Source organism: Nostoc sp. NMS7, assembly GCF_017115085.1.
GTDB lineage: Bacteria > Cyanobacteriota > Cyanobacteriia > Cyanobacteriales > Nostocaceae > Nostoc.
On sequence record NZ_JABXKJ010000256.1, the window covers coordinates 1 to 21,390 of the forward strand.

General features: G+C 45.3%; 21 protein-coding genes and 1 pseudogene. 6 read left to right on the plus strand and 16 right to left on the minus strand.

The genetic code is table 11. The annotated features are described in order from the left end of the window. The first annotated feature begins 81 nt into the window (after nucleotides 1-81). On the plus strand, nucleotides 82-1,278 hold the full coding sequence (locus HWQ38_RS36930) for an MFS transporter (RefSeq protein WP_292804385.1): 1,197 nt from the start codon (nucleotides 82-84) through the stop codon (nucleotides 1,276-1,278). 420 nt (nucleotides 1,279-1,698) lie between these two features. Here HWQ38_RS36930 and HWQ38_RS36935 read toward each other — a convergent pair whose 3' ends face one another. Continuing rightward, nucleotides 1,699-1,938, minus strand: a complete 240-nt coding sequence (locus HWQ38_RS36935) for a hypothetical protein (RefSeq protein ID WP_292804387.1) — start codon at nucleotides 1,936-1,938, stop codon at nucleotides 1,699-1,701. A 118-nt stretch (nucleotides 1,939-2,056) separates the two neighbouring features. Here HWQ38_RS36935 and HWQ38_RS36940 point away from each other — a divergent pair, with 118 nt between their 5' ends. After that, nucleotides 2,057-2,914 carry a lysophospholipid acyltransferase family protein gene (locus tag HWQ38_RS36940; RefSeq protein WP_292804390.1) on the plus strand — a complete coding sequence of 286 codons (858 nt, stop codon included), beginning with the start codon at nucleotides 2,057-2,059 and terminating at the stop codon, nucleotides 2,912-2,914. A gap of 2 nt (nucleotides 2,915-2,916) precedes the next feature. Continuing rightward, on the plus strand, nucleotides 2,917-3,087 hold the full coding sequence (locus HWQ38_RS36945) for a hypothetical protein (protein WP_292804393.1): 171 nt from the start codon (nucleotides 2,917-2,919) through the stop codon (nucleotides 3,085-3,087). Between the two features lie 36 nt (nucleotides 3,088-3,123). On the opposite strand, the gene HWQ38_RS36950 is transcribed toward HWQ38_RS36945, so the two are convergent. The 5 genes from HWQ38_RS36950 to HWQ38_RS36970 all read right to left on the minus strand — a co-directional run bounded on the left by HWQ38_RS36950 (nucleotide 3,124) and on the right by HWQ38_RS36970 (nucleotide 11,358). Beyond that, on the minus strand, nucleotides 3,124-3,384 hold the full coding sequence (locus HWQ38_RS36950) for a MoaD/ThiS family protein (RefSeq protein ID WP_292804396.1): 261 nt from the start codon (nucleotides 3,382-3,384) through the stop codon (nucleotides 3,124-3,126). 108 nt (nucleotides 3,385-3,492) lie between these two features. Further along, nucleotides 3,493-4,794, minus strand: a complete 1,302-nt coding sequence (locus tag HWQ38_RS36955) for a response regulator (protein WP_292804400.1) — start codon at nucleotides 4,792-4,794, stop codon at nucleotides 3,493-3,495. Then, nucleotides 4,791-7,652, minus strand: coding sequence for a CHASE2 domain-containing protein (locus HWQ38_RS36960; RefSeq protein ID WP_292804403.1), 2,862 nt, complete (start codon nucleotides 7,650-7,652; stop codon nucleotides 4,791-4,793). Before HWQ38_RS36960 ends, HWQ38_RS36955 begins: the two co-directional genes overlap by 4 nt. 40 nt (nucleotides 7,653-7,692) lie before the next feature. Next, complete coding sequence (locus HWQ38_RS36965) at nucleotides 7,693-8,613, minus strand: DUF928 domain-containing protein (RefSeq protein ID WP_292804406.1); 921 nt, start codon at nucleotides 8,611-8,613, stop codon at nucleotides 7,693-7,695. A 189-nt stretch (nucleotides 8,614-8,802) separates the two neighbouring features. Beyond that, the gene (locus tag HWQ38_RS36970) at nucleotides 8,803-11,358 is read right to left on the minus strand and encodes a CHAT domain-containing protein (RefSeq protein ID WP_292804409.1); all 2,556 of its coding nucleotides are present in this window, start codon (nucleotides 11,356-11,358) and stop codon (nucleotides 8,803-8,805) included. 146 nt (nucleotides 11,359-11,504) lie between these two features. Here HWQ38_RS36970 and HWQ38_RS40695 point away from each other — a divergent pair, with 146 nt between their 5' ends. Both HWQ38_RS40695 and HWQ38_RS40700 read left to right on the plus strand, forming a co-directional pair. Continuing rightward, entirely contained in the window at nucleotides 11,505-11,801 is a 297-nt protein-coding gene (locus tag HWQ38_RS40695; protein ID WP_366933389.1) for a hypothetical protein, read from the plus strand. Between the two features lie 33 nt (nucleotides 11,802-11,834). Then, complete coding sequence (locus HWQ38_RS40700) at nucleotides 11,835-12,179, plus strand: hypothetical protein (protein WP_366933390.1); 345 nt, start codon at nucleotides 11,835-11,837, stop codon at nucleotides 12,177-12,179. 136 nt (nucleotides 12,180-12,315) lie between these two features. Here the strand turns inward: HWQ38_RS40700 and HWQ38_RS36980 are convergent, their stop codons facing one another. The 6 genes and pseudogenes from HWQ38_RS36980 to HWQ38_RS37005 all read right to left on the minus strand — a co-directional run. Further along, nucleotides 12,316-12,456 carry a hypothetical protein gene (locus HWQ38_RS36980; RefSeq protein ID WP_292804412.1) on the minus strand — a complete coding sequence of 47 codons (141 nt, stop codon included), beginning with the start codon at nucleotides 12,454-12,456 and terminating at the stop codon, nucleotides 12,316-12,318. Between the two features lie 13 nt (nucleotides 12,457-12,469). Then, entirely contained in the window at nucleotides 12,470-12,661 is a 192-nt protein-coding gene (locus tag HWQ38_RS36985; RefSeq protein WP_292804415.1) for a hypothetical protein, read from the minus strand. A gap of 20 nt (nucleotides 12,662-12,681) precedes the next feature. Then, a complete protein-coding gene (locus HWQ38_RS36990; protein WP_292804418.1) occupies nucleotides 12,682-12,861 on the minus strand; it encodes a hypothetical protein in 180 nt (59 codons plus the stop codon). Nucleotides 12,862-13,010: 149 nt separating this feature from the next. After that, a complete protein-coding gene (locus tag HWQ38_RS36995; protein ID WP_292804421.1) occupies nucleotides 13,011-15,524 on the minus strand; it encodes an S-layer family protein in 2,514 nt (837 codons plus the stop codon). A gap of 148 nt (nucleotides 15,525-15,672) precedes the next feature. Further along, nucleotides 15,673-16,290, minus strand: coding sequence for a Uma2 family endonuclease (locus HWQ38_RS37000; RefSeq protein WP_292804424.1), 618 nt, complete (start codon nucleotides 16,288-16,290; stop codon nucleotides 15,673-15,675). Between the two features lie 50 nt (nucleotides 16,291-16,340). Next, nucleotides 16,341-16,550: pseudogene (locus tag HWQ38_RS37005) on the minus strand (hypothetical protein); the annotation flags it as partial. A 336-nt stretch (nucleotides 16,551-16,886) separates the two neighbouring features. On the opposite strand from HWQ38_RS37005, the gene HWQ38_RS37010 reads away from it, so the two are divergent. After that, nucleotides 16,887-17,477 carry a thioredoxin family protein gene (locus HWQ38_RS37010; RefSeq protein ID WP_292804427.1) on the plus strand — a complete coding sequence of 197 codons (591 nt, stop codon included), beginning with the start codon at nucleotides 16,887-16,889 and terminating at the stop codon, nucleotides 17,475-17,477. 177 nt (nucleotides 17,478-17,654) lie between these two features. Here the strand turns inward: HWQ38_RS37010 and HWQ38_RS37015 are convergent, their stop codons facing one another. From HWQ38_RS37015 to HWQ38_RS37030, 4 genes are all read right to left on the minus strand, one after another. Next, nucleotides 17,655-18,866, minus strand: a complete 1,212-nt coding sequence (locus HWQ38_RS37015) for a sensor domain-containing diguanylate cyclase (protein WP_292804430.1) — start codon at nucleotides 18,864-18,866, stop codon at nucleotides 17,655-17,657. Between the two features lie 269 nt (nucleotides 18,867-19,135). Further along, nucleotides 19,136-19,369, minus strand: coding sequence for a DUF6737 family protein (locus HWQ38_RS37020; RefSeq protein WP_292804433.1), 234 nt, complete (start codon nucleotides 19,367-19,369; stop codon nucleotides 19,136-19,138). Nucleotides 19,370-19,407: 38 nt separating this feature from the next. Continuing rightward, entirely contained in the window at nucleotides 19,408-19,554 is a 147-nt protein-coding gene (locus HWQ38_RS37025) for a hypothetical protein (protein ID WP_292804436.1), read from the minus strand. A gap of 419 nt (nucleotides 19,555-19,973) precedes the next feature. Next, nucleotides 19,974-20,942, minus strand: a complete 969-nt coding sequence (locus HWQ38_RS37030) for a TauD/TfdA family dioxygenase (RefSeq protein WP_292804439.1) — start codon at nucleotides 20,940-20,942, stop codon at nucleotides 19,974-19,976. Nucleotides 20,943-21,390 lie beyond the last annotated feature (448 nt).

Below are 21,390 nucleotides of genomic sequence, written 5' to 3' on the forward strand. Positions count from 1 at the left end.
CAAGCTTTTGGCTTAGAACTCATCCCTATTTCCAACGCTATGGAATGTGTTTCTTAGGAGATAAAAAAATAGGAGAATTGCGTGGCCAGGTTAACAAAGGATATAGCAGGCAAAACACCTGTCTCATTAGGATTGTTGGGCGCTGCTGCCTTTATGGTAGTTGCCGATGCACGGGTGATTGACCCCCTGCTGCACATCATTGCCGATGAATTCAAAGTCGGCGTTGGTAGTGCTGCGGTGATTATCTCCGCATATACGATTCCCTATGGACTATTTCAGTTAGTGTACGGCCCACTAGGCGATCGCATCGGCAAAATTAAGGTAATTACAATCGCACTGGCGGCATTTGCTGTCGGTACGGCGGTTTGTGCCTTTGTGTCAAATATCGTCTTACTTACCTTGCTGCGGTTTCTCACAGGGATGGCTGCGGCTGGGGTGATCCCCGTCACCCTCGCTTACATTGGTGACAATTTTCCTTATGAAGAACGCCAAGCTGCCATCGGCAAGTATTTAAGTGCCTTGGTGTTGGGTCAAATTCTCGGCGGTAGTTTGGGTGGCATCTTTGGAGAATATCTCAGCTGGCGTAATATCTTTCTGGTATTTGGGATCGTCTCCCTTACCATTGCTGGACTTTTATGGCGGGGGACGCGCCACCTTAGCGATAGTCAACCTCCCCAAAGTCGCGTAAATGGCATCACATTTCGACCTTATTACCAACTATTGACCCAACCGATCGCCCGGACTGTGATTATAGGGGTGTTTGTCGAAGGCTTTTGCCTGTTTGGGGCATTTGCTTACGTTGGCGCATTTCTGCGCGATCGCTATAGTCTTAGTTATGTAGCGATCGGGTTTATGCTCAGTAGTTTTGGATTGGGGGGACTAATTTACAGTCGCTCAGTTAAATGGTTAGTTAGGCGACTGGGTGAAATTGGTTTAATAGGCGTGGGAGGAGGCTTGATGTCTATGGGCTTCTTAGCGATCGCATTGTTCCAGAACTGGATACTTTTTATCCCCTTGAGTATTTTAATCGGATTGGGCTTTTATATGATGCACAGCACCCTTCAGACCCAAGCCACGGAGCTTTCCCCAGAAGCACGAGGTACTGCTGTTTCGCTGTTCGCCTTCAACCTGTTTGTCGGCCAGGGAATCGGCGCAGCAGTATTCGGTAGGATTGTAGATAACTTCGGCTACATTTATTGTTTTATTCTGGCTGGTGTAGCGATCGCTCTACTTTCTGTTTGGCTAGTCAAGCAGAAGCAAAACAGCAATCAAAGCTAAGGAACGTGGATTAAATAAAATGCAAAAGTTTATCCTGTATCTATAGCGGTTCTCAATTGCATGGAATAGAGACCACTCGTAGGGGCACAGCAATGCTCATTGGTGTCAACTTAAGCTAGAAATAGCTTAACTGTTGGCTTCATCACCCGCCTAGAACTAAAGTTCTTTGGCTTTTAGCTAAAGTCTACTCAAGTAGACTAAAGATTTTTCAGATTATTTAGTCATCTTTAGATGACTTTCGCTATTAGCAAGGAACTTCAGTTCCTTGCGGGACATGGCTTTTACGTGAAGTTGACACCAATGAGCTTTTTCTGTGCCCCTACCATGTATTGCATCCAAACGAGAACTGCTATAGCTTCCCTCTCCAAGTATATCGGAGAGAGATTGAGGGTGAGGTAAGCTAGGGACATTAATTGTATGTTATTTAATTTTTATTCCTAAGTACAACATTTCATTAGTTTGTAGCAAATTAAATTTGGTAATACCCTGCAATGCTAAAGCATAGGCTTGCATTGTTAGTGCATCGGCTTGCATTGTTAGTGCATCGGCTTGCATTGTTAATGCGTCGGCTTGCATTGTTAATGCGTCGGCTTGCATTGTTAATGCATCGGCTTGCATTGTTAATGCATTGGCTTGCATTGTTAATGCGTCGGCTTGCAATGCCAATGCATCCCTTGGAATCTTAATCTGTTACCATGCATTAAAAACGCTACGTTTTTACGCAAAACTGTACTAAGAAGGATTGTTTGACCTTTGCCAATCCTGTTAAAATGCATCGATGTCAAAAAAGCAACATCTCATAAACAAAAAACCCGGTTGGTCTTTGGATGAGAGAGATCCAAAGTTCATAGAATTTCTGATGCCTCTATTAGACTTTCTTTATCACTACTATTTTCGAGTTCAAACTAGTGGCTGGGAAAATATTCCACCCCAAGAAAAAGTCCTATTTGTCGGTTCGCATAACGGGGGACTTGCGGTTCCCGATATGACAATGATGATGTACGACTGGTTCCGACGATTTGGTGTCGAGCAACCCATTTATGGTTTGATGCATCCCAAGGTTTGGCAGGTTAGCCCACCACTAGCGCAACTGGTCGGCAAGGCTGGAGCAATCATCGCTCATCCGAAAATGGCTTACACTGCCTTGCACTCTGGAGCTAGTCTGCTAGTTTATCCAGGTGGAGCTGAAGATATTTTCCGACCGCATTATTTACGTAATAAAATCCACTTTGCAGGGCGGCAAGGATTTATCAAGTTAGCATTGCGGGAAAATGTGCCGATTGTGCCTGTGATTTCCTGGGGCGCTCACGATACGCTGATTGTGATCGCTGACTGCTACAAAATTGTGCAGCAACTCCACGACTGGGGGATGCCTTGGCTGTTTGGGATTGATCCAGAAGTTTTTCCGATCTATCTCGGACTGCCTTGGGGATTAGGAATTGGCCCATTGCCGAACATTCCATTACCTGTGCCCATCTACACGCGGGTTTGTCCGCCAATTGTATTTCAACGCTACGGTTCAGAAGCAGCCAGCGATCGCCACTATGTCAATGAATGTTATGAATTAGTTGTTAGTCAGATGCAGCAAGAGTTAGATCACTTAGTAAAGCTAACTGCTAAGTCCAATTCTCTATGATCATGCCTATAATTAGTCTGCGTACTGTAAAGCAGCAGCCCTTGGCGCAGTGTTGCACTCTTAGGGCTATTAGCCACGTAAATAGACCACACTCGACTGTCAGAGCGATGTCTACGACGGGCTACGCCTACGCTACAATCAGTAGTTATGAGTTAGAAATTTTGAATCTTTAACTGATCACTCATAACTCATCACTCCTAACTGTTTTGCTAACCGCCGCTAACTGGCGGAATTAATACAACTTCATCCCCATCTTGTAGTAGGGTATCTGGTTCGACAAATATTAAATTAATCCCGAAGCGGGTGATGTCACGCCATTGTGAGAGTTCGGGGTGTTCAGCGATGAGGCGATCGCATACTGCTTTGACTGGCATACTATTGGGAAATTCTAGCACCAGTTCCGAAACCCTAAAGGCTTCTTGATAAACAGCGAACAGTTTGACGGTAACGGTGATGACAGATTTAGACATGCAACATACTTGACAAGCACCCTAAACTCTTAGGGCTGATTATACATTATTAACTAGATGATTTCATCAGTTGATAAAATTATGAATTAGGAATTAGGAATTATTTGGTCACATGGGCAGAGTAATAATAAACTTTGTCCCGTCACCAAGCATTGAGAAACATTTTAGTTCTCCATTGTGTTTATCGACAATAATTTGGTAGCTTATAGCTAATCCTAGCCCGGTTCCCTTGCCCACGGACTTGGTTGTGAAATATTGCTCAAAAATTCGAGCTTGCACCTCAGCAGGCATACCAGGACCGTTATCTTGAATGCAAATTGTGACGGTTTGTTGCTGAGGATCAACCGATGTAGTAATGGTGATCAGCCTTGGACAAGCAGCAATATCTTGATCAGAATGGTTTTGATTGAGTTCATCAAATGCACCAATGGCATTGGCGATGATATTCATGAACACCTGGTTCAGTTGTCCAGGATAGCAAGTGATTGCAGGTAAATCACCGTATTGTGTGACAACCTGGATTTTAGTGCGATCGCCCTTACCTTGGAGTCGATGTTTCAATAGCATTAAGGTACTATCGATTCCTTCGTGAATCTGAAACTCCACCTGAGATGTAATATCGGCGCGAGCAAAAGTTCTCAGAGACAGGCTGATATCTTGAAGACGGGTAATTCCTTGGTGCATTGATGCCAGTAGTTTCGGCAGATCCTCTACCAGATACTCCAAGTCGATTTCTTCAATAAGCTTTTGAATTTCTTGGTCTGGCTGCGGGAGCTTCTGCTGTTGCAAACTGACTAGGCGAAGCAGATTATTTACATATTCCTCAATATAGAATAAATTGCCCCCAACAAAACCAACCGGATTATTAATCTCATGACCAATACCTGCAACCATCTGCCCGAGAGTGGACATTTTTTCACTCTGGATCAGTTGTAGTTGGGTTTGTTGTAATTCCTGTAGAGATTGAGTTAATTCTGCGGTGCGCTCTTGAACACGTTCTTCTAATGTGCGGGCGAGATGGGAAATTTTCAGGTGTAACTTTAAACGGGCAATCACTTCTTCTTGTTGGAAGGGTTTGGTAATGTAATCAACTGCACCTATTTCCAGTCCCGCCACCTTATCTGTAGAATCGGAGAGGGCAGTCATGAAAATCACCGGAATATTCTGAGTCATGGGATTAGCTTTCAGCCGGCGACAAGTTTCAAATCCATCAATCCCTGCCATCATCACATCCAAGAGAATCAGATCGGGACGGGCATATTCTGTTTGTTCGATCGCTGACTCTCCATCTATTGCCATCAGGGCTTTCCAGCCACACGCCTGAATCGCTTCATGTAGCAGCTTCAGATTGTTTGGATTGTCATCCACCAATAGAATATATATCGGTTTCGAGAGAGAATTCCGGATCATGGATGTAACTCCGTTGTGACAAATGATTTGAGGAATTTACGGATTTTTCCGGTTTGGAAATTGGCAGTGAGTTTGTTTAACTCTGCTGCAAAGGGAGCTAGCTGACTGTTTTGCTCACTTAGCTCTCCTAACATTCCCTCGATCGCCGCGATATCCCCCATCATTGCCAGATGATAGAGTTGTTGCAAAACATCCTGGGATGGTAGAACCCATTCACTACCAGTTACCTGCTCACCTTTGGCAGGCGAAGATTGGGCATAGATCCACTCTACTCCCAAGAGCGATCGCAGTTTATTTAGTAGTTCGTCAATCTGGAGGGGTTTGGGCAGGAATGCTGTTGCACCTGCCTCTAAACTCCGTTGGCGATTTGACTCGAAGACGCTGGCACTAGAGACGATAATCGGAATAGAAGAGGTTTGCGGATTCGCTTGCAGGTGAACCATTAACTCAAAACCATCCATATTCGGCATGGCTAAATCGAGCAGAATCACATCTGGATTGTGTTCAGTTGCCACCTGTAGCCCATGTTTGCCATCGTTCGCTTCCAGGGTTCGACAGCCAATTTCTTGCAGCAGACTGGTCAACATCGAACAGTGGTTGCGATCGTCATCGACAATGAGAATCTGAGGCGCACTACCCTGAATCCCGGTAATTTTCTGGGGAGTCGGGGCGATTGCTCCTCTATGCCAGTTATGATCGAGTGGCACTTGTACTGTCAAATCCAGCCAAAACAGACTTCCTTGGCCTTGGTGACTCTCCACCTGAATTTCGCTCCCCATCAATGCTGCAATTCTGTGGCTAATCGCCAATCCCAAGCCAGTACCTTCAGATCGTTGCCCTGCTTGCCCCACTTGCTCAAAGGGCAAAAAGATTTTTTCGAGATGGTCTGGTGACATCCCAATACCCGTATCTTCAATCTGAAAACGAATTTTTTGATGTGTCATTTGTCCATTGTCATTAGTCATTTCTTTAGACTCTTGACCAATACTTCTCTGCGAGAGGCTGCGCCAACGGCAAGGCTCAGTACAAGTGACCAATGACTCTTGACTAATGACTTCCACTGTAAATGTCACACTACCACTATCTGTAAATTTGATCGCGTTGCCCAGCAAGTTAATCAACACTTGCCGCAGCCGTTTTTCATCGACTTCAATGGCAACTGGTAGGCGATCGCTAATTAAAATATTAAATGCAATCCCTTTCTGTTCCGCCCGGATACCACAAATCTCAGTCACACTATGTAAGAAATTGGGCAAATGCACACTGGTTGTAACCAAATCCAATTTCCTCGCTTCTATCTTTGAGAGATCGAGAATGTCATTGATCAGCATCAAAAGGTGTGATCCGCATTGGTAGATAATGCTGACTCTTTCCAGGTTTTTAGCTGTCATATTTGGCGATCCTTCTAGTACCTGAGCAAAACCAAGGATGCTATTCAGGGGTGTGCGTAGTTCGTGGCTCATATTCGCCAGAAACTCACTCTTGGCCTGATTGGCAGCATCGGCAGCAAGCTTTGCCTCAACCAATTCATGAGTTCGTTCTTCGACTTTTGTCTCTAGGGTTTTGGAATAATCTAATAGTTGACTGTTGGCAATTTCCAGTTGACGATTTGTTTGTTCTAACTTCTGCTGTTTATAGGCATTGGTTGTCGCAATCACACTACCGATAAACGCAGCTAAGGCGGGTGTTACTGGAATTAAAATACCATGTAAAAACATCCCATAGCCACCCCATACACAGGCTCCACTAATGCCTACAGTTGCCCAAAGAATTTTGCCGCTGGGAATCCGTCGCCCGGTACGCGCACTAGCTAACCACCAACTGCCCGTAGAACCGATGACAGACCAAAAAACAATCAACAGTGATAGAGAAATGCCAGAAACACCGTGCAGGCTGGATTTTCCGGTTTTAGCCCCTTGTACTAGTTGATGAGCAATATTGGCATGAATAACGACACCTGGAGTCGGTTTTTGAGCAGATACCCAGGAAGAGAAGGGTGTGCTGAAGAAATCATTGGTACTAGAGGCGACTGAGCCAATAAATACCATGCGATCGCGCATCAAATTTGCCGGAATTTTCCCTGCTAACACATCGCGCATCGCAACTGTGCGAAATGCGGCATCTGTTCCATACCAGTTGAGCAGAATTTGATAGCCTCCTAATTCGGCATCGGTATAACCTGCTTCTTGATTTTGCAGGGGCAGGTAAATTTCTTTGCCTAACTGAAACTTTTGCTTTTTGGGGTCAATGCTTTCTAAGCTAATTCTTTCGGTTTCGAGGTACTTAAGAGCCACAAGGGTGGCCAGTCCGGCTTTAATGGTATTTTTCTCTTTGGCATCTTCAGCTGTCAAGAGCGCACGACGTACAAAGCGATCGCTATCCAAGACTAAATCTGCTAATCCTACCTGATCCTTTTTTTTCAATTCTGGTGGGGGATTGACGCGTTCACCAGAAATTTTCTCAACTCCGATTAAATTGGGAGTGTTGCGGAAGACTTTAACAAGTTGCTCATGTCCACTTCCTTCGGGTAAATCTCGATAAAGATCCAATCCGATCGCTCTAGGCTGCTGCGCCCGGATTTTTTCTAGCAATCGTGCCAGCGCCCAGTCTGGAACTGGCCATTTACGCACCGATTGGATATCGCGCTCATCGATTGTGACAATTACAATTTCATCAGCGATCGTCTGTGGCGTTTGCTGACGAACCCATTCGTCCCGAATTTTCCATTCCGCTAAATTGAAAAGTCCCAACGATTGCCCGACCATAACCGTCAAGGCAACGCTGGGAGTAATAATCAAAACGCTACGAGTGCGTTGGATAAAAGTCTGGAATCTCCGCCACCTACATATTTTTGCCATACAGTTATCTCCGTCAACGTTGACTAGGATTAACCTGGCATTAGTTAGTAGATGCTAATAAATTCGCTGTTACAATCTCCTTCAAACTCACTGAGGACAAAAGTTCTTCCCATTGTTTGCGGAGGGTTGCATTATTAGGTTGGGCGGTGTATACGGCTGCAAGTGTTGCCACACAGTCATACCAAACACCGTTTTTACCCAAAGTAGTAGCCCGCTTCAGAGCATCTTGCCCTTGCATTGCTGTTGCCAACTCAGCGCTGGGCTGGATACGCTGAACCCAACCATCGACGTAAGGCGTACTCGGGCTGAGTTGTCCACCTAGTTTGAGTGCTAGGAACCATTGATAGTTTTTGCCAACGGTTAAAGCGGGTGCATTGGCTGGTAATTTGATCGCAATTACCCCAGTTTTGCCTGCAACTGGAATCTTCATCTGATGTTGCAGATTGCCAGCTTCATCCTTGAGGCTGAACACAGCTTCTTGGGCATTGGAAGCCGGGAGATACACCAGAATTGTCGGACGTTCAGACACTGTTGTGCCATAGAAGTTTTGGGGCAAAAGGGCGATTAGTGCTGCTGGTTCTGTTGCACTTACAGTCGATGGATTTAAGTAATAAGTACCCACGCGAGAAGCACCCCCACTTCCTTGTTGAGGGGTACCCTTACCGGCAGCAGGTGTAAAGAGGTCGCCGTAAGAAGCACCCCCACTTCCTTGTTGAGGCGCACCTTTGCCGGCAGCAGGTGTAAAGAGGTTGCCGCGAGAAGCTCCTCCAGTTGCTTGTCTGGGCGCACCCTTGCCGGCGGTAGGAGTAAACATACTACCCCGAGAAGCTCCTCCCGTTGCTTGACTAGGAGAGCCACTGTTGGTAGGCGGGGTAAATGTAACAGCATTGGCACTAGTCCAGGCATTGCTAGCGATCAGAGCGATGAGGCTCAATGTACCAGCTAAATATCGACGTTTCATGATGTTTTACCTAATCTAAATTGAAATATGATACAAAATACCTTTCTTTCGACTATAGCCAGAAGCTCAGATAAGTCTAAGCAACAGTCAATTCCGGGAACTTTTACTATCAGTATAGGCGAGTTTTAGTGATAAAATTGTAAAAAAATAGCCTAATTTCTTGAGAATTAACCTAGTGTTATTACTTAGCTATATCCAGTTGCCGATCAAAACAAAGCCAGACCAAAAGAAGGGATCGTGGAAATCAGTTTGGCGAATTAGGCTAATTTGTGCTTGTCTTAGGGCTTCGGCTTTAGTGATTTTGGGTTGTCGCAGTTGGTTATAGAAGCGAGTCATAAGCATCGCGGCTGCCTGATCTTTGACAGGCCAGAGGGTGGCAATAGTTGAGCGAGCGCCGGATTTGACAGCCAAGCCCGCCAGTCCAAGGACAGCGCGATCGTCTCCTGCGGCTGTATCGCAGGCACTTAGTACCAGCAACTCAATGGCTTTGGAGGGATCGCTACCCCGATTTTTCAGGAGTTCAGATAACTCCTTAACGCTAACTTTTCCATCCCAAGTGAGCAAGAAAGTATCTTCGAGGCGGGAACTAAACTGTCCGTGGGTTGCTAGATGGACAATACTTGCACTACTGGATTTCACCCGTTCAGCAAGGGCTTGACTGGTGAATTCCTGGTTCAGCAACATAGAGGAGGACACCGACTTGGAGATTTGTTTCACTTCTGATTCCACACCCGGCAAAGCACTATAACCAGCGCGAGATTGGCTAATACCACCGACGATCGCACTGAGATGATTTTGATGAAGCGATCGCGTCGCCATTAGTTGCAATCCTGGTGAGAGCGCCACAGCATACTTCTCGATCAGATATTGCTTACCATCATACAAAGCTGCCATCGGAATGTTCCGCAACCGACCATCTAAAACAAACACCAATGTCTTAGTATCAATCAATGCTTGCTCTGCTTCGGCTGGACGAATCAACCAATCATAAATCTGTTGGGACACTCGATCGCGGTCTTTGGAATCCGAGACAGGGTTAAGAGCAACTAAAAAATTGTCTAAAGTCTGCCCAATTTCAGCTTGAGATTTGTGAGTAACATAGGAACGGAGTGGTTGCCCGGCTTTCGAGAGGATTACTGTTAAACGATCTGGTAGAATGATCGGATAAAGGATGGTTGCAGTGCGATCAACCTGATCAATCTGTTGAGTTTTATCTAAACAGGCTTCCCGAAAAAAGTTATCGAGTTCGGCAATTTGGAGTGCTTCAATCAATTCACGAGCTTGCATGAGTTCTGCTTGACTGGGTTGATTCTCTAAAAGTAAATCAACTAGTTCCCGGTAAACAGGCTCCACACTGGTGCGAAAAGAGAACTGCATATCAGGGTTGATAGCCACCAAATCCCCCCGCAGTGCTTTTAAGGCATTGACGGCTTCTGTATAGGCAGTAATTGCTTTGGAGCGATCGCCCTGTTGCTTATACAACTGTCCCACCTGCCAAGCAGATTGAGCAATGATATCGTTAGCTTGGAGTTGACGAGCAATATCGAGAGATTTCTGAGCTAATTCCTGTGCTTCAGATATCTGCTGTGTACGACGATAGAGTTTTGCCCACTGATGTAGTGCATAAGCTTGGGCTGGTGCATCTTGGATTTGCTGTGCAGACTTGACTGTGACTGCCATCAGTTGCGCCAAATCTTTGAGGGGTAAGATTTGGTCAGGATTTGACTGGCGATTGACGGTGACGGTGCCAACAAAATTGATCGCTGCGTAGAGGGAAGTATGACTGGGGGGCAGTTCCCGAAGTTGTTGGAGTAGTTGCGGTGCGAGTGGGGTAGCAAACTCAAGTTTGTCGTAATTGAGGAAAAGTTTAAACTGAGCTAAACGCGCTTGTAACTGATCACTTGGGTTGGTGGCTAAGAGTTGAGCCTGTTCAAAGTAATCTAATGCTGCTTCGGGATCTTGGAAGTCAACAGCAGTTTGTCCCAGACTTATCAGGATAGAACTTAATTGGGGTTTGGCTGCAATTTTCTCAGCGATCGCTAAACTTTGCTCTAAAACCTGTTGACTTTTACTAGAGTCGCTAATCTCATGCAAGGCTAAACCAAGCGATCGCAATCCGCTAACTTTGATTTCATTATCCGGCATCCCTTGGAGTTTTTCAGTCAGCACCTCCAACTGTTGTTTAGAACGGCGATAAAATCCTAAAGTTTGTAAAGCTTGTGCCTGGTTGATTTGACTACCCAAGCTACCCATTTTGTCGCCGGCTTGCTCATAAAACTTTTCAGCTTGCTGCCAACTTTCGATGGCGGTTTCAGCTTTGCCAATGTGTAATTGCAAATTTGCTTGGGTATTGAGTGCTTGTGCCCAAAGAATTGCATCAGCAGAGGGTTTATTTGTTTGCAATAGTTTCAGACTTTGCTCAATAGACTGTTGGGCTGCTTGCCATTGATTAAGTTCCTGTTGTGCCAGTGAAAGATAACTTAAACTGAGAGCTTCGTTAAGGCGATCGCCTTGGGTATGGTACTGTTGTGCTACCGTTTGCCAAGCTGTAACAGCTTCGGCAAAGCGTCCCGATTGGTAGAGATTCCGTCCTTGTTGTAGCTCGTTGGTTGGTTGAGAAGAAGAGAGAACTGTTGTTATTACTGGTGGAGATGCTTTTACAGGTGTAATGGTAAATGCTAAACACAAACTTAAAATACTGAGGCTGATATATAGCCAACGAGTTTGTTTAATTCCGAAAGCCATAAATAATTACCAAGATTTTATTTTGAACAATCACAGTAAAGGTATTTGAGATATTAATAGAGTCATATTGCCCAATTTATAATCGGATCTATCACGTCGCGGGCGATCGCATAGAATTAAGGCACTGTGTCATTCCGGGTTAACCTATGACCACCTTCTTTCGTACGGATGCAGATTTACATTTCCCCGACAGCGACGGCAAACCAATCGCAGACAATACCGAACAGTTTCGTTGGATCGTCCTAATTAAGGAAAATCTGGAAATTCTATTTGCTGATCAACCTAACGTGTTTGTGGCGGGAGATTTGCTATGGTTCCCGGTGAAATCGCGCTTAATCTCACCAGTTGCACCAGATACAATGGTGGTGTTTGGTAGACCTAAAGGACGGCGGGGATCTTACAAACAGTGGCAGGAAGACAACATTGCCCCACAAGTGGTATAGGAAATTCTCTCACCCAGCAACAATGCAGATGAGATGGAACGCAAGCTAGAGTTTTACCAAACTTATGGAGTGGAAGAATATTATCAGTATGACCCAGACCGCTATGAGCTAAAAGGTTGGCGACGGCAAGGTGAACAATTGCTACCAATTGCTCAGATGGATGGGTGGACAAGTCCTCTGTTGGGGATTCGGTTTGCGGTGGGGAACCATGAACTGGTGATTTACCGTCCAGATGGGCGGCAATTTTTGAGTCCGGTGGAGTTGGAGCAACGGGCAGAGCAGGAACATCAACGGGCAGAGCAGGCGGAGCAACAATTGCAGGATATGCAAGCGCTGCTCCAGCAGTATCGCGATCGCTTTGGGGAATTAGATAGTTAGCCTCAAAAATTAACTCCTGAGAACAGTAGCACAGTTTAATGGTTGCTGCACCTGAGTAGGAGATTTATCTGCAATTAATTCAATTTTGCCCTGTGTGTTGCGATGTCAATGTAAAGATTTGTTCAGTCTTTTGGGCTTATTGACCTCCGCTGCTACTACCATTTCCAGACTGCTGCAATAGGTATTCCCAGATGCGCCTGATTTCGGTTTGGAATAATGTGCGATCGCTCGTAGCCTGTTCTTGAATACGCTCAAAGTTTCGCTCTGCAATTCGCAAAGCTTGCTGATGGTCACGGGCAATATCTGCTTTTTTGAGCTACCGTCCGCTCTAACCGGGCTGCTGTCTGGCTGTTGGCGCGGGTTTCCCGTCTGTTGGCGGTTTGAATTGTGCGGATCAGGTCAATTTCATCCCCCACTTGCTCAAGTTGGATATCTATATCGTCTAGTCGTGCATTGACATTTGGCTGTTCTCCGTTGGTCATGCTACTTCTTATCCTTTTTGTTACTCCTTGAGAAGGGTTGTTTTTGCTGGCATTTTGTCTCTTTTTTCGATCAAAGCTTTCTTGACGATTACCGAAATCATCTGAGGAATAGTTCTAAATTCACTTTTAGCCCACTCCTCTAATTCTTGGTACTCGTTTGGATCAAAGCTGATTGTCGTTCTCGGTCGCTTGGTCGCCATTAGTTGCACATAAGTCTACTAACTAAACATTATGTGCCAAATAACTCAAGGTGAGCTTTAATTCATCATTTGATGCAAATATTAACAAGTGATGTACTACGTGTTATCTTACTACTATCATTGGCAAAATTAAGGCCGGGCTAAAAAAATTAATTCTTGACAACAGCAGCACAGGTTAATGGTTGTTGCACCTGAGTAGGAGATTTATCTGCAACTAACTCGATTTTGCCTTGGGCATTGCGATGCCAAGAAGTAGCTTGGACAATAACCTCTGGAGATCGGGGAATTTGGGCTGTCACCTCACCAGTTTTTCGGTATGCAGAGATGTCGCGGATATCAGACCAAGTGCGATCGCTCCCAATTTCCTGCGTTGGATTTTGCGGTATTCCACCCCGACCCGTTGCTACAAAGCGGCTGCCTTCAACACCCGCGCAGCCTGTAGTAATTTCCTGTGATGGGTCGGTGACATTCTCTGGTAATTCTACTAAACCAGAATTGGGGTCAATTCCAAAATTGTTAATATCAACTGTACCGTTAATGCCAAATTCGGAACTGGCGGTGATGTCGTTTTCTAGGGTGAGGCGATCGCGGTACTTCAGCCCAAATAAACCTTGAGTACTAATGTTAATGTTACCGCCCTGACCTTGGACTGCATTAGCGATGATATCGCTGTTTTCTAAACCGACAATCACTGGTGCGTTAATTGACAAGTTACCACCATTCCCGTTGCCCGCAGCAGTGGCGGAAATCAGGCTATTGTGACGCATTAGCAGAGAAGAAAGCAAGTTTAATCTGACATTACCTCCATTTCCAGATGCGGTTGATGCGGTTATAACGCCTTGGTTGTCAAGGAAAATAGAGTTGGCGCTAATCTGCAAATCCCCTGCTCTGCCTGGACCGTCATTTTTGACGGTTATATATGCCCCATCTGTGATGCGTAACGACGGTGTGTTAAGAGTTAGGGAACCAGCGTTACCGCTAGGAATGGCAGGAAGTCTAAAGGCAGCTTGAAAGGCTGGATTGAGAATCTCGGCGTTTGAAGCAATGTGGCTCGCTAGTATCGAATCGGCACTTCTACCTCTGATATCTACGGACTCTGAAGCATTAATTATCGCGTTACCGGCTGAACCCGTGGCAAGGGTGCTAGACCCGAGAAATCCACCGTCTCGAATCACTAATCTGGACGTGTTAACGAATATGTTATTGGCATTTCCAGATCCGAAAGTCGTTAAACCCAAAACAGTCGGTGACAATGTGATAGGGGCGTTGCCAGCAATTTCTATCAAGTCTTCTGCATTAACTCGTAAGGTTCCAGACTGTCCAGAGCCTCCGGTTATAGAGAACAAACTGCCACCATTCAGAATTCTCAGGTTGCCGGTTGAGACAGTAATATTGCCTGCATTGGCAAAGTTAGATGTGAATGTTGCAATCAAGGACACATTGGCTGGGTTGGCGGGGGCAAAGCCATCGATATCGATCAACCCTGCAACATTGACTGTTATATTGCCACCAGGTGCTTGAGCAAACTTCCAATTAATGATTCCTCCTCCATTTGGGATGGATAGCTGCGCGGCGGAGATGGTAACATCACCCGTCTGACTCGTTCCTAAGTTCTCGATTTGGATGAGGCTCCCCAGTTTTCCATCGGGTGTATTCCCCGTGAGGTTAAGGGACTGGGTGGCATTGACTGTAATCCCCCCGGACGGTTGTGTACCAAAGTTTTGGAGCAAGGCAACAGAACCCTCGGTGAAGTTGATATTCCGTCCTTGTAATTGAATCGAGCCTCTGCTGCCACTGGCATCTAGCAGAGATTGCTGCGCGAGCTGGATATCTTTGAATTGCCGCACCTCTGAGTAGTCCCCGACCCACCCCGTAAGAGTGGCATTGAGTCTGACTTGCCCATCGCTGACACTGCCTATTTCCAAATGCCCGCCACCATTAATGGCTGCAATGCCACCGGACAAGTTAACCTCACCCCCTAGAAGCGCTAGTGTATTACCTGCCGCAACTTGTAACCCAATGGGATTATTGCTGCGATCTACGGGGGTAAAACTTCCGCCGATCAGGCGATGTCCACTCCCTTGCACGGTAATTCCCCCTGGATTTTGCCCCAACTGTAAGCCAATGGGGACACTGATCGTCAACAACGGCGAGGCTGACGGATTCACAGCACTAAATTCGACTTCATCACTAAACTTAATACTATTCGCCGTCGTTCCCACAAAGGAGCCGCCAATATCCAAGCGGGCATTTGGCCCAAACACAATCCCCGCAGGATTCATCAAAAACAAACTTACCGGGTTACTACTATTAAGCGTGCTAATTAACCCATCAATATTAGAAACGTTTCCACCTGTAACCCGACTGAATATAGTTGTAATATTTGGTGTGTTAATTAAATCGAATCTCGCCCAAGCACCAGTTGGGACAGAGAAATTATTGAAGCTGTGAAATAAATTATTACCTTTTTCAATCCCATTAAGAATTGTGAAATTATTACCATTTGGGTTGACAATGGTGTTTGTAGTCCCATCGGATGTCACTTGTGCGTTGGCGGAGCCACTCCAAGGGAGTATCGCCGATCGCATCATCCCTGGAGTGAATAACCCAGTTGTTAATATAAATAGAAAAGCGTCAAACCGGAAGCTTATCCCTTTGCACATAGTTCTCATACCAGAAATAATCCCATTCACTTCTGATATTAGGATTCCCGAAATTGTCGTCTAGCTAACACCCATTTCCTGGAATCAAAACAATTAGCAGCTATTAGGAGTTATCGGGAGTTCCCTGGAGTGTAGCTCAAAAAATGCTCTACAAAGCACCATTAAAAATCTGATTAGCAGTTAGGTTTAAATCTGGAAAACTAGGGGATATAATACGTTCAGAATTTCTAAATTGAGCGACTTGATATTCTTCATCAACAAGATGATAAATAGAAATAGTTGGTTGTTTAGGATTACCAATAAATTTTCTTGCCCCCAAAGCGGCATAATCAACGATCCAATATTCGGGAATCTTCATGGCTTCGTAATTTCCTAACTTTGTGTAATAATCATCTTCCAAATTTGTACTTACAACCTCAATAACTAAAGGAATGGATTCACTTTGAGTCACGGTAGATTCTTTTTCCCAAAATTCCTCATTGTGTAGATTATCATCGTTGATTAAAACCACATCTGGCGAGTAACCCGACGATTTTTTCGGTGGTTTTACTAATGCTGTTTTGGGGATAAAGTATGGCAATTTTAATCGCTTATATTCAACGGTAATTTCCCCTGTTAAAAATCCCGTAACTTTTTCATGTTTTCCATTGGGCTGAGACATTTCTACAATTATCCCATCGTGTAATTCGTACCGTTTTCCGGTGTTTTCCGGCAGCCATACAATAAATTCTTCAAAGGTAAATAGTTTGGGTAAAGCTTGAGCCATATCAAAACCTCCTCTTGTTTTGAATTTACCATTTCCAGTGTCGGGACTAATTAGTTTGATAGCGCAGCACAGTTTAAAGATGGTTGTACATGGGCTAGTTGAGCAGCAACTAATTCAATTTTACCGTCAGCGTTGCGATGCCAACCTGTAGCTTGGACAAGAGTTTCTGGGGTTGCTGGTATTTGTGCCGTGACTTCGCCGGTTTTCCGGTATGCAGAGATGTCGCGGATATCAGACCAAGTGCGTCACCGAATAGCCCGTACTTCTCTACGAGACGCTCCGCGAACGGCAAGTGTTACCCTGAGCTTGCGTTGCCCTGAGCCTGCGCCGAAGGGTCGAAGCGCTCAGTAACCATCGTAGACATCGCTCGTCACCTGTTGCGTTGGATTTTGCGGTATTCCACCCCGTCCCGTTGCCACAAAGCAGCTGCCTTGATTACTCGCGCACGACTAAATCTGAGATTTAGTCGGGGTATAAAACCCTATGAAGTTGCCGCAAAACTTGAGGATGGGAAGACAGCACCTCTTGTCCCATTGTCCTATAAAGGTCAGCTAAACTGAAGAAGAAATGGCTTATTAAGTTTTAATAATTCTGTTATGAGTACTGATTCACCTGTTAATTCTCCCGATAAGTCGGAATCGACATTTGGGAAGCGTTTGAGAAACTTCTTAATTGTAATGGTAGCGATCGCCCTCAGCGTTGCCCTGTTCTTGGGATTGCGAACTGAAACAACCTCAGCTTCCCTTGCCAAATTAAGTGATGCGTCCACACCGTTAGAAGTAGCCCTCAGCAACGGCAAACCATCTCTAGTAGAATTTTATGCTGATTGGTGTACTGTCTGTCAAAAAATGGCCCCAGATATCGCTCAACTGGAAACAGAGTATGCTGACAAGATGAATTTTGTGATGCTGAATGTGGATAATCTCAAGTGGCTACCGGAAATGCTGAGATATCGGGTGGATGGGATTCCCCATTTTGTATTTTTGAGTCAGCAAGGGGAAACTATCGCCGAAGCCATCGGCGATCAACCCCGCACGATTATGGCTAGCAATTTAGAAGCTTTGGTTACTGGTTCGTCTCTCCCCTATGCTCAAGCTAGCGGGAAAGTTTCCAAATTCTCAGCCCCAGTCGCACCAACCGCTAGTCAAGATGACCCCCGCACTCATGGCAGCCAAGTGGTAAATTAGCACTTTGGAGGCACGGCGTAGGAAAGTAGGGAAAGTGCGATCGCCCAATTCGTGGTTTCTTGGCGACAAGAACTTCAGCAATATGTGGATTGCCACCAGAAAGCTTTTTTATAAATCTATACCAAAGCGGTAGGGGCACAGAAAAAGCTCATTTCAAACCGAGTTTTCTCGCCCTCTTCATGCAATAGATTGCCGCTTGAGACGCTTATGAGCGTACATTAATTCATCAGACTTGGCGATTAGTTCTTCTAGTGACATATTGCTCTCTAGTGAATAACGCTCTATCCCCATACTCATCGAAAGTTCATAGCTGCGGTTTTGTTGTTGGTTAAAGTTGGCGATATTTGCTTGCAGACACACTTGAATGCTATCAGCGTTCTGAAAGTAGCTGGAGATGAAAACAACGAACTCATCTCCACCCAAGCGGGCAACAATATCCGGGTTCGGAAAACTTTGCTTGAGTAATTGAGCAGCATCAACAATCAAGGCATCTCCCATGTCGTGACCAAAGGTGTCGTTAATCAGTTTTAGCCCATCTAAATCAATAAAGATCACCCAGCAAAAAACTTTCATGCAGTGAACAATTTTTAACTGTTGTTCAGCCAATAAAAAGAAACCACGTCGGTTATGCAAACCTGTTAGTTCATCGGTTAGCGATAACTGCCTTACTTCCATCTCTGCTTGTTTGCGGTTGCGAACTTCCTGAATGAGTTCCATTTGAGCGATCACTTGCCGAGTTAGGCGACGCAGTGCATCCAACTGCTCGTGACTTAAAAGACGAGGAGTGGTATCGATCACACACAACACTCCGATGGGAAAACCATTGGGTGTAACTAGTGGGACACCAGCATAAAAACGAATTTTGGGATTACCTTTGACTAGGGGATTGTTATTAAAGCGATCGTCCTTCATGGCGTTGGGAATCACTAATATATCGTCTGGTTGAAGAATGGCATGGGCGCAAAAACCGAACTCTCTGGGTGTTTCTGTAGCGTTTAGTCCAACCTTAGATTTAAACCATTGGCGATCGCTATCTACTAAGCTAATTAAAGCAATTGGAGTCTCACAAATGTAGCCAGCCAGAGCAGTTAGGTCATCAAATGCTTGTTCCGGTAGAGTATCCAGAATATTGTACTCCGCCAATGCTTTGAGCCTTTCTGGTTCATTTTCAGGTAGAAGAAGAGCTGGCGTTTTCACCGATGAGTGTCTGAGCCTTAGCCAGGGAAGTCTGCTATGCTGGAAATTTTGCAATAACCACCTGATTACCTTTCCAGCATCAAGGCTGCGTGATAGAAACATCTCTGCAATAAAAATCAACATTCGGTTGAATCTACAGAAATATTGTATTGCATGATGTTCTTCATGCCTTTGGTTTGCTCTGTTGTTCATATCACCCTAACTTTCACTGGAGAAATTCCCTGACTATATAGATGCTTACAAGCTCTTTTGCCCCAATTCAGGTTGGAAATTATCAGTATATGCGAAAAATTATCAAAGTTTATTATACTGGCAGAGTTCTTCGTCACAACTTGACATTTTTGATCTCGCTATTTTCTATAGATGCACAGAAGTTGCCAGGGACGGCTTCCAACCCTGGCAACTTCTCCTTCACGTCTGTTCTCTACTGGAGAAATTTCCAGTATCAGATCAGGCTCGAATTAGTCTTTATAATATGACTCCAAAATTCCACTGCGAATCATTAGTTGCGGCCAAAACAACACAAAAAATCCCATCCAGGTGACTACAGGGATGGAGACGAGAACTGTTAGCCAGATAGTTTTAAATAGTAACCAGCTACCACCAATCAGTGTTACACCTGTGAGAACTATAGACCAGGGCTGGCACCACCAAGGTTTGTAATTCCAAGGACTTACGGGCTTTTGTTCAGACATTGGTAAACTCCAAATTTTCCTGGTGATAAATTACCAATTTACAACACAAAAACCGAGGTAAAACCTGCATTTAGTGATAACTCATATCTGGGACGATATATACAAAACAAAACTTCCACTGGCAAAATCATCGGAATACACGGGATGCGGGAAATGATTGCGGCTGTTAGGGTCGAGGTGTGCATTACTGCATCACCCCTCCCAAGCCGTTACGAATCAACATCCGCTAGGGTTTTATCTCTTAAGAATCGAGGGTGTCTTTAGACCTGAGAGTGTCAAAAACTTGGAATTAACCGTGGTTTACAAACCAGAGATTTAAGCCTTGGTTTTCGGCTCTAATTATATTTAACCACTAAACTTGCTTAATTTTCTGAAGGTTAGATAGTTTTAGTTAGGTTTTTAACAATTTAGTATTACTCTATTTTTTGTAGGACTTACGCATCAGGTACGAAATGTAGGGGCAATTCATGAATTGCCCCTACGGTAAATCAAGGGTTTCACTGCCTTTTTGCGTAAATCCTGTTTTGGTAGCTTTGTCCAGATTTCTATGAGCGGTAAACAAGCTACGAACATATTCCGCAACTCTTGCCTAGCAATCTGTAGCTTAGGAAAGTACTGGTTGTGCTTCCAACTTCTCGGCTTTGTTCTTCAAGATGGTTGGTAATTCGCTGCTGAATGCCTCGCCTTCAACCACTTGTGATCGGAAACCATCGGGACCAACTGGAACATCACCTGTGATAGTGGTGCGATAGAGGACGCGCTCGACTTCCAGATGATCCAGATCCTGAGGGGCTAAATGCGCGGTGGCGCGGTTATCCCAGAAGGCAATGTCACCGTTGTTCCAACGGAAGCGGGTGGTGTAGGCGGGCTTGGTGATCTGGTTGAAGAACAACTCAAGCAGCAGGTCGCTCTCTTGTCGTGACACGTCAAGAATGTGCGAGGTGAAGCCAGGGTTCACGTACAATGCGCGTTCACCTGTCTCAGGATGAACCCTGACTACTGGATGGTGAGAAACGAGTGGATTGGCTGCGATGCGCTGGGCAATCTTGCTGTTGCTGGGTAGATTCAAACGCGCATTAAAGCGATGTTCGGCTTTCAATGTGTCTGCTAGCGCTTTCAGTGGTGCTGATAGACCCTCGTAGGCTGCGACTAGATTAGTCCACTGTGTGTCACCACCAAAACTGGGGACGTTAACCGCACGCAAAATCGACGCCGCAGGTGGGTTGACAACGGCTGTCACATCGGTGTGCCAGCGACTCTCGTAGCTAGAACGCCGCAGACCATTGCGCCGCTCGTAACGGCTGCGGTCAATCGGCAGGATTTCTGAGAAGCCTTCAATTGGCTCATCTTCGTGCGGATGCGCGTAGGTAACTTCGCCGAAACGAGCCGTGAACGCAACTTGTGCAGCATGATCGATGTTCTGACCGCGAAAGAACACGACTTTCCACTTCAATAGTGCTTGACGAATTTCTTTGACTGCATCATCGTGCAAAGGACGCGACAGGTCTACGCCACTGATTTGGGCACCGATGAAACCGGCTACCTGTTTGACTTCAATGTGTTTGTTGCTCATGTGAATTCTCCATAGTTTGATCTATAGGGCAATGTTTGCAGTCGTCCGTTTCCTTTGGTATGTTGCTTGCACTTAATGGCTACATATTTAAGGAAGCGATCGCATCTGAAAAGTATTATACGATAAATCGATAGATTTGCAGTAGTATAGAATTGCCGTATTTTAGACTGCCCGAACAACGGTCGATTTAGTTAAGGGACTTCCAAGAAATAAATTACAAAACCATTACATGTAGCGCTCCGTTTCTCCCTACAGCCCTTCTCCTAAAGGAGACGCTACGCGAAGGGCATCCTACGGCAGGCGCTAGCCTCTCACGAGAGGGAGAAGGGGAGACGCTTTAGCGCAACGGTGGCTTTGCCTTTGCTCAGTTTCAGTCCTTCGACAGGCTCAGGAACCATTGGGGTTTAAATAAGAGTCTGTTCGCGAAGATCGTGCCGTAGGCAAAATG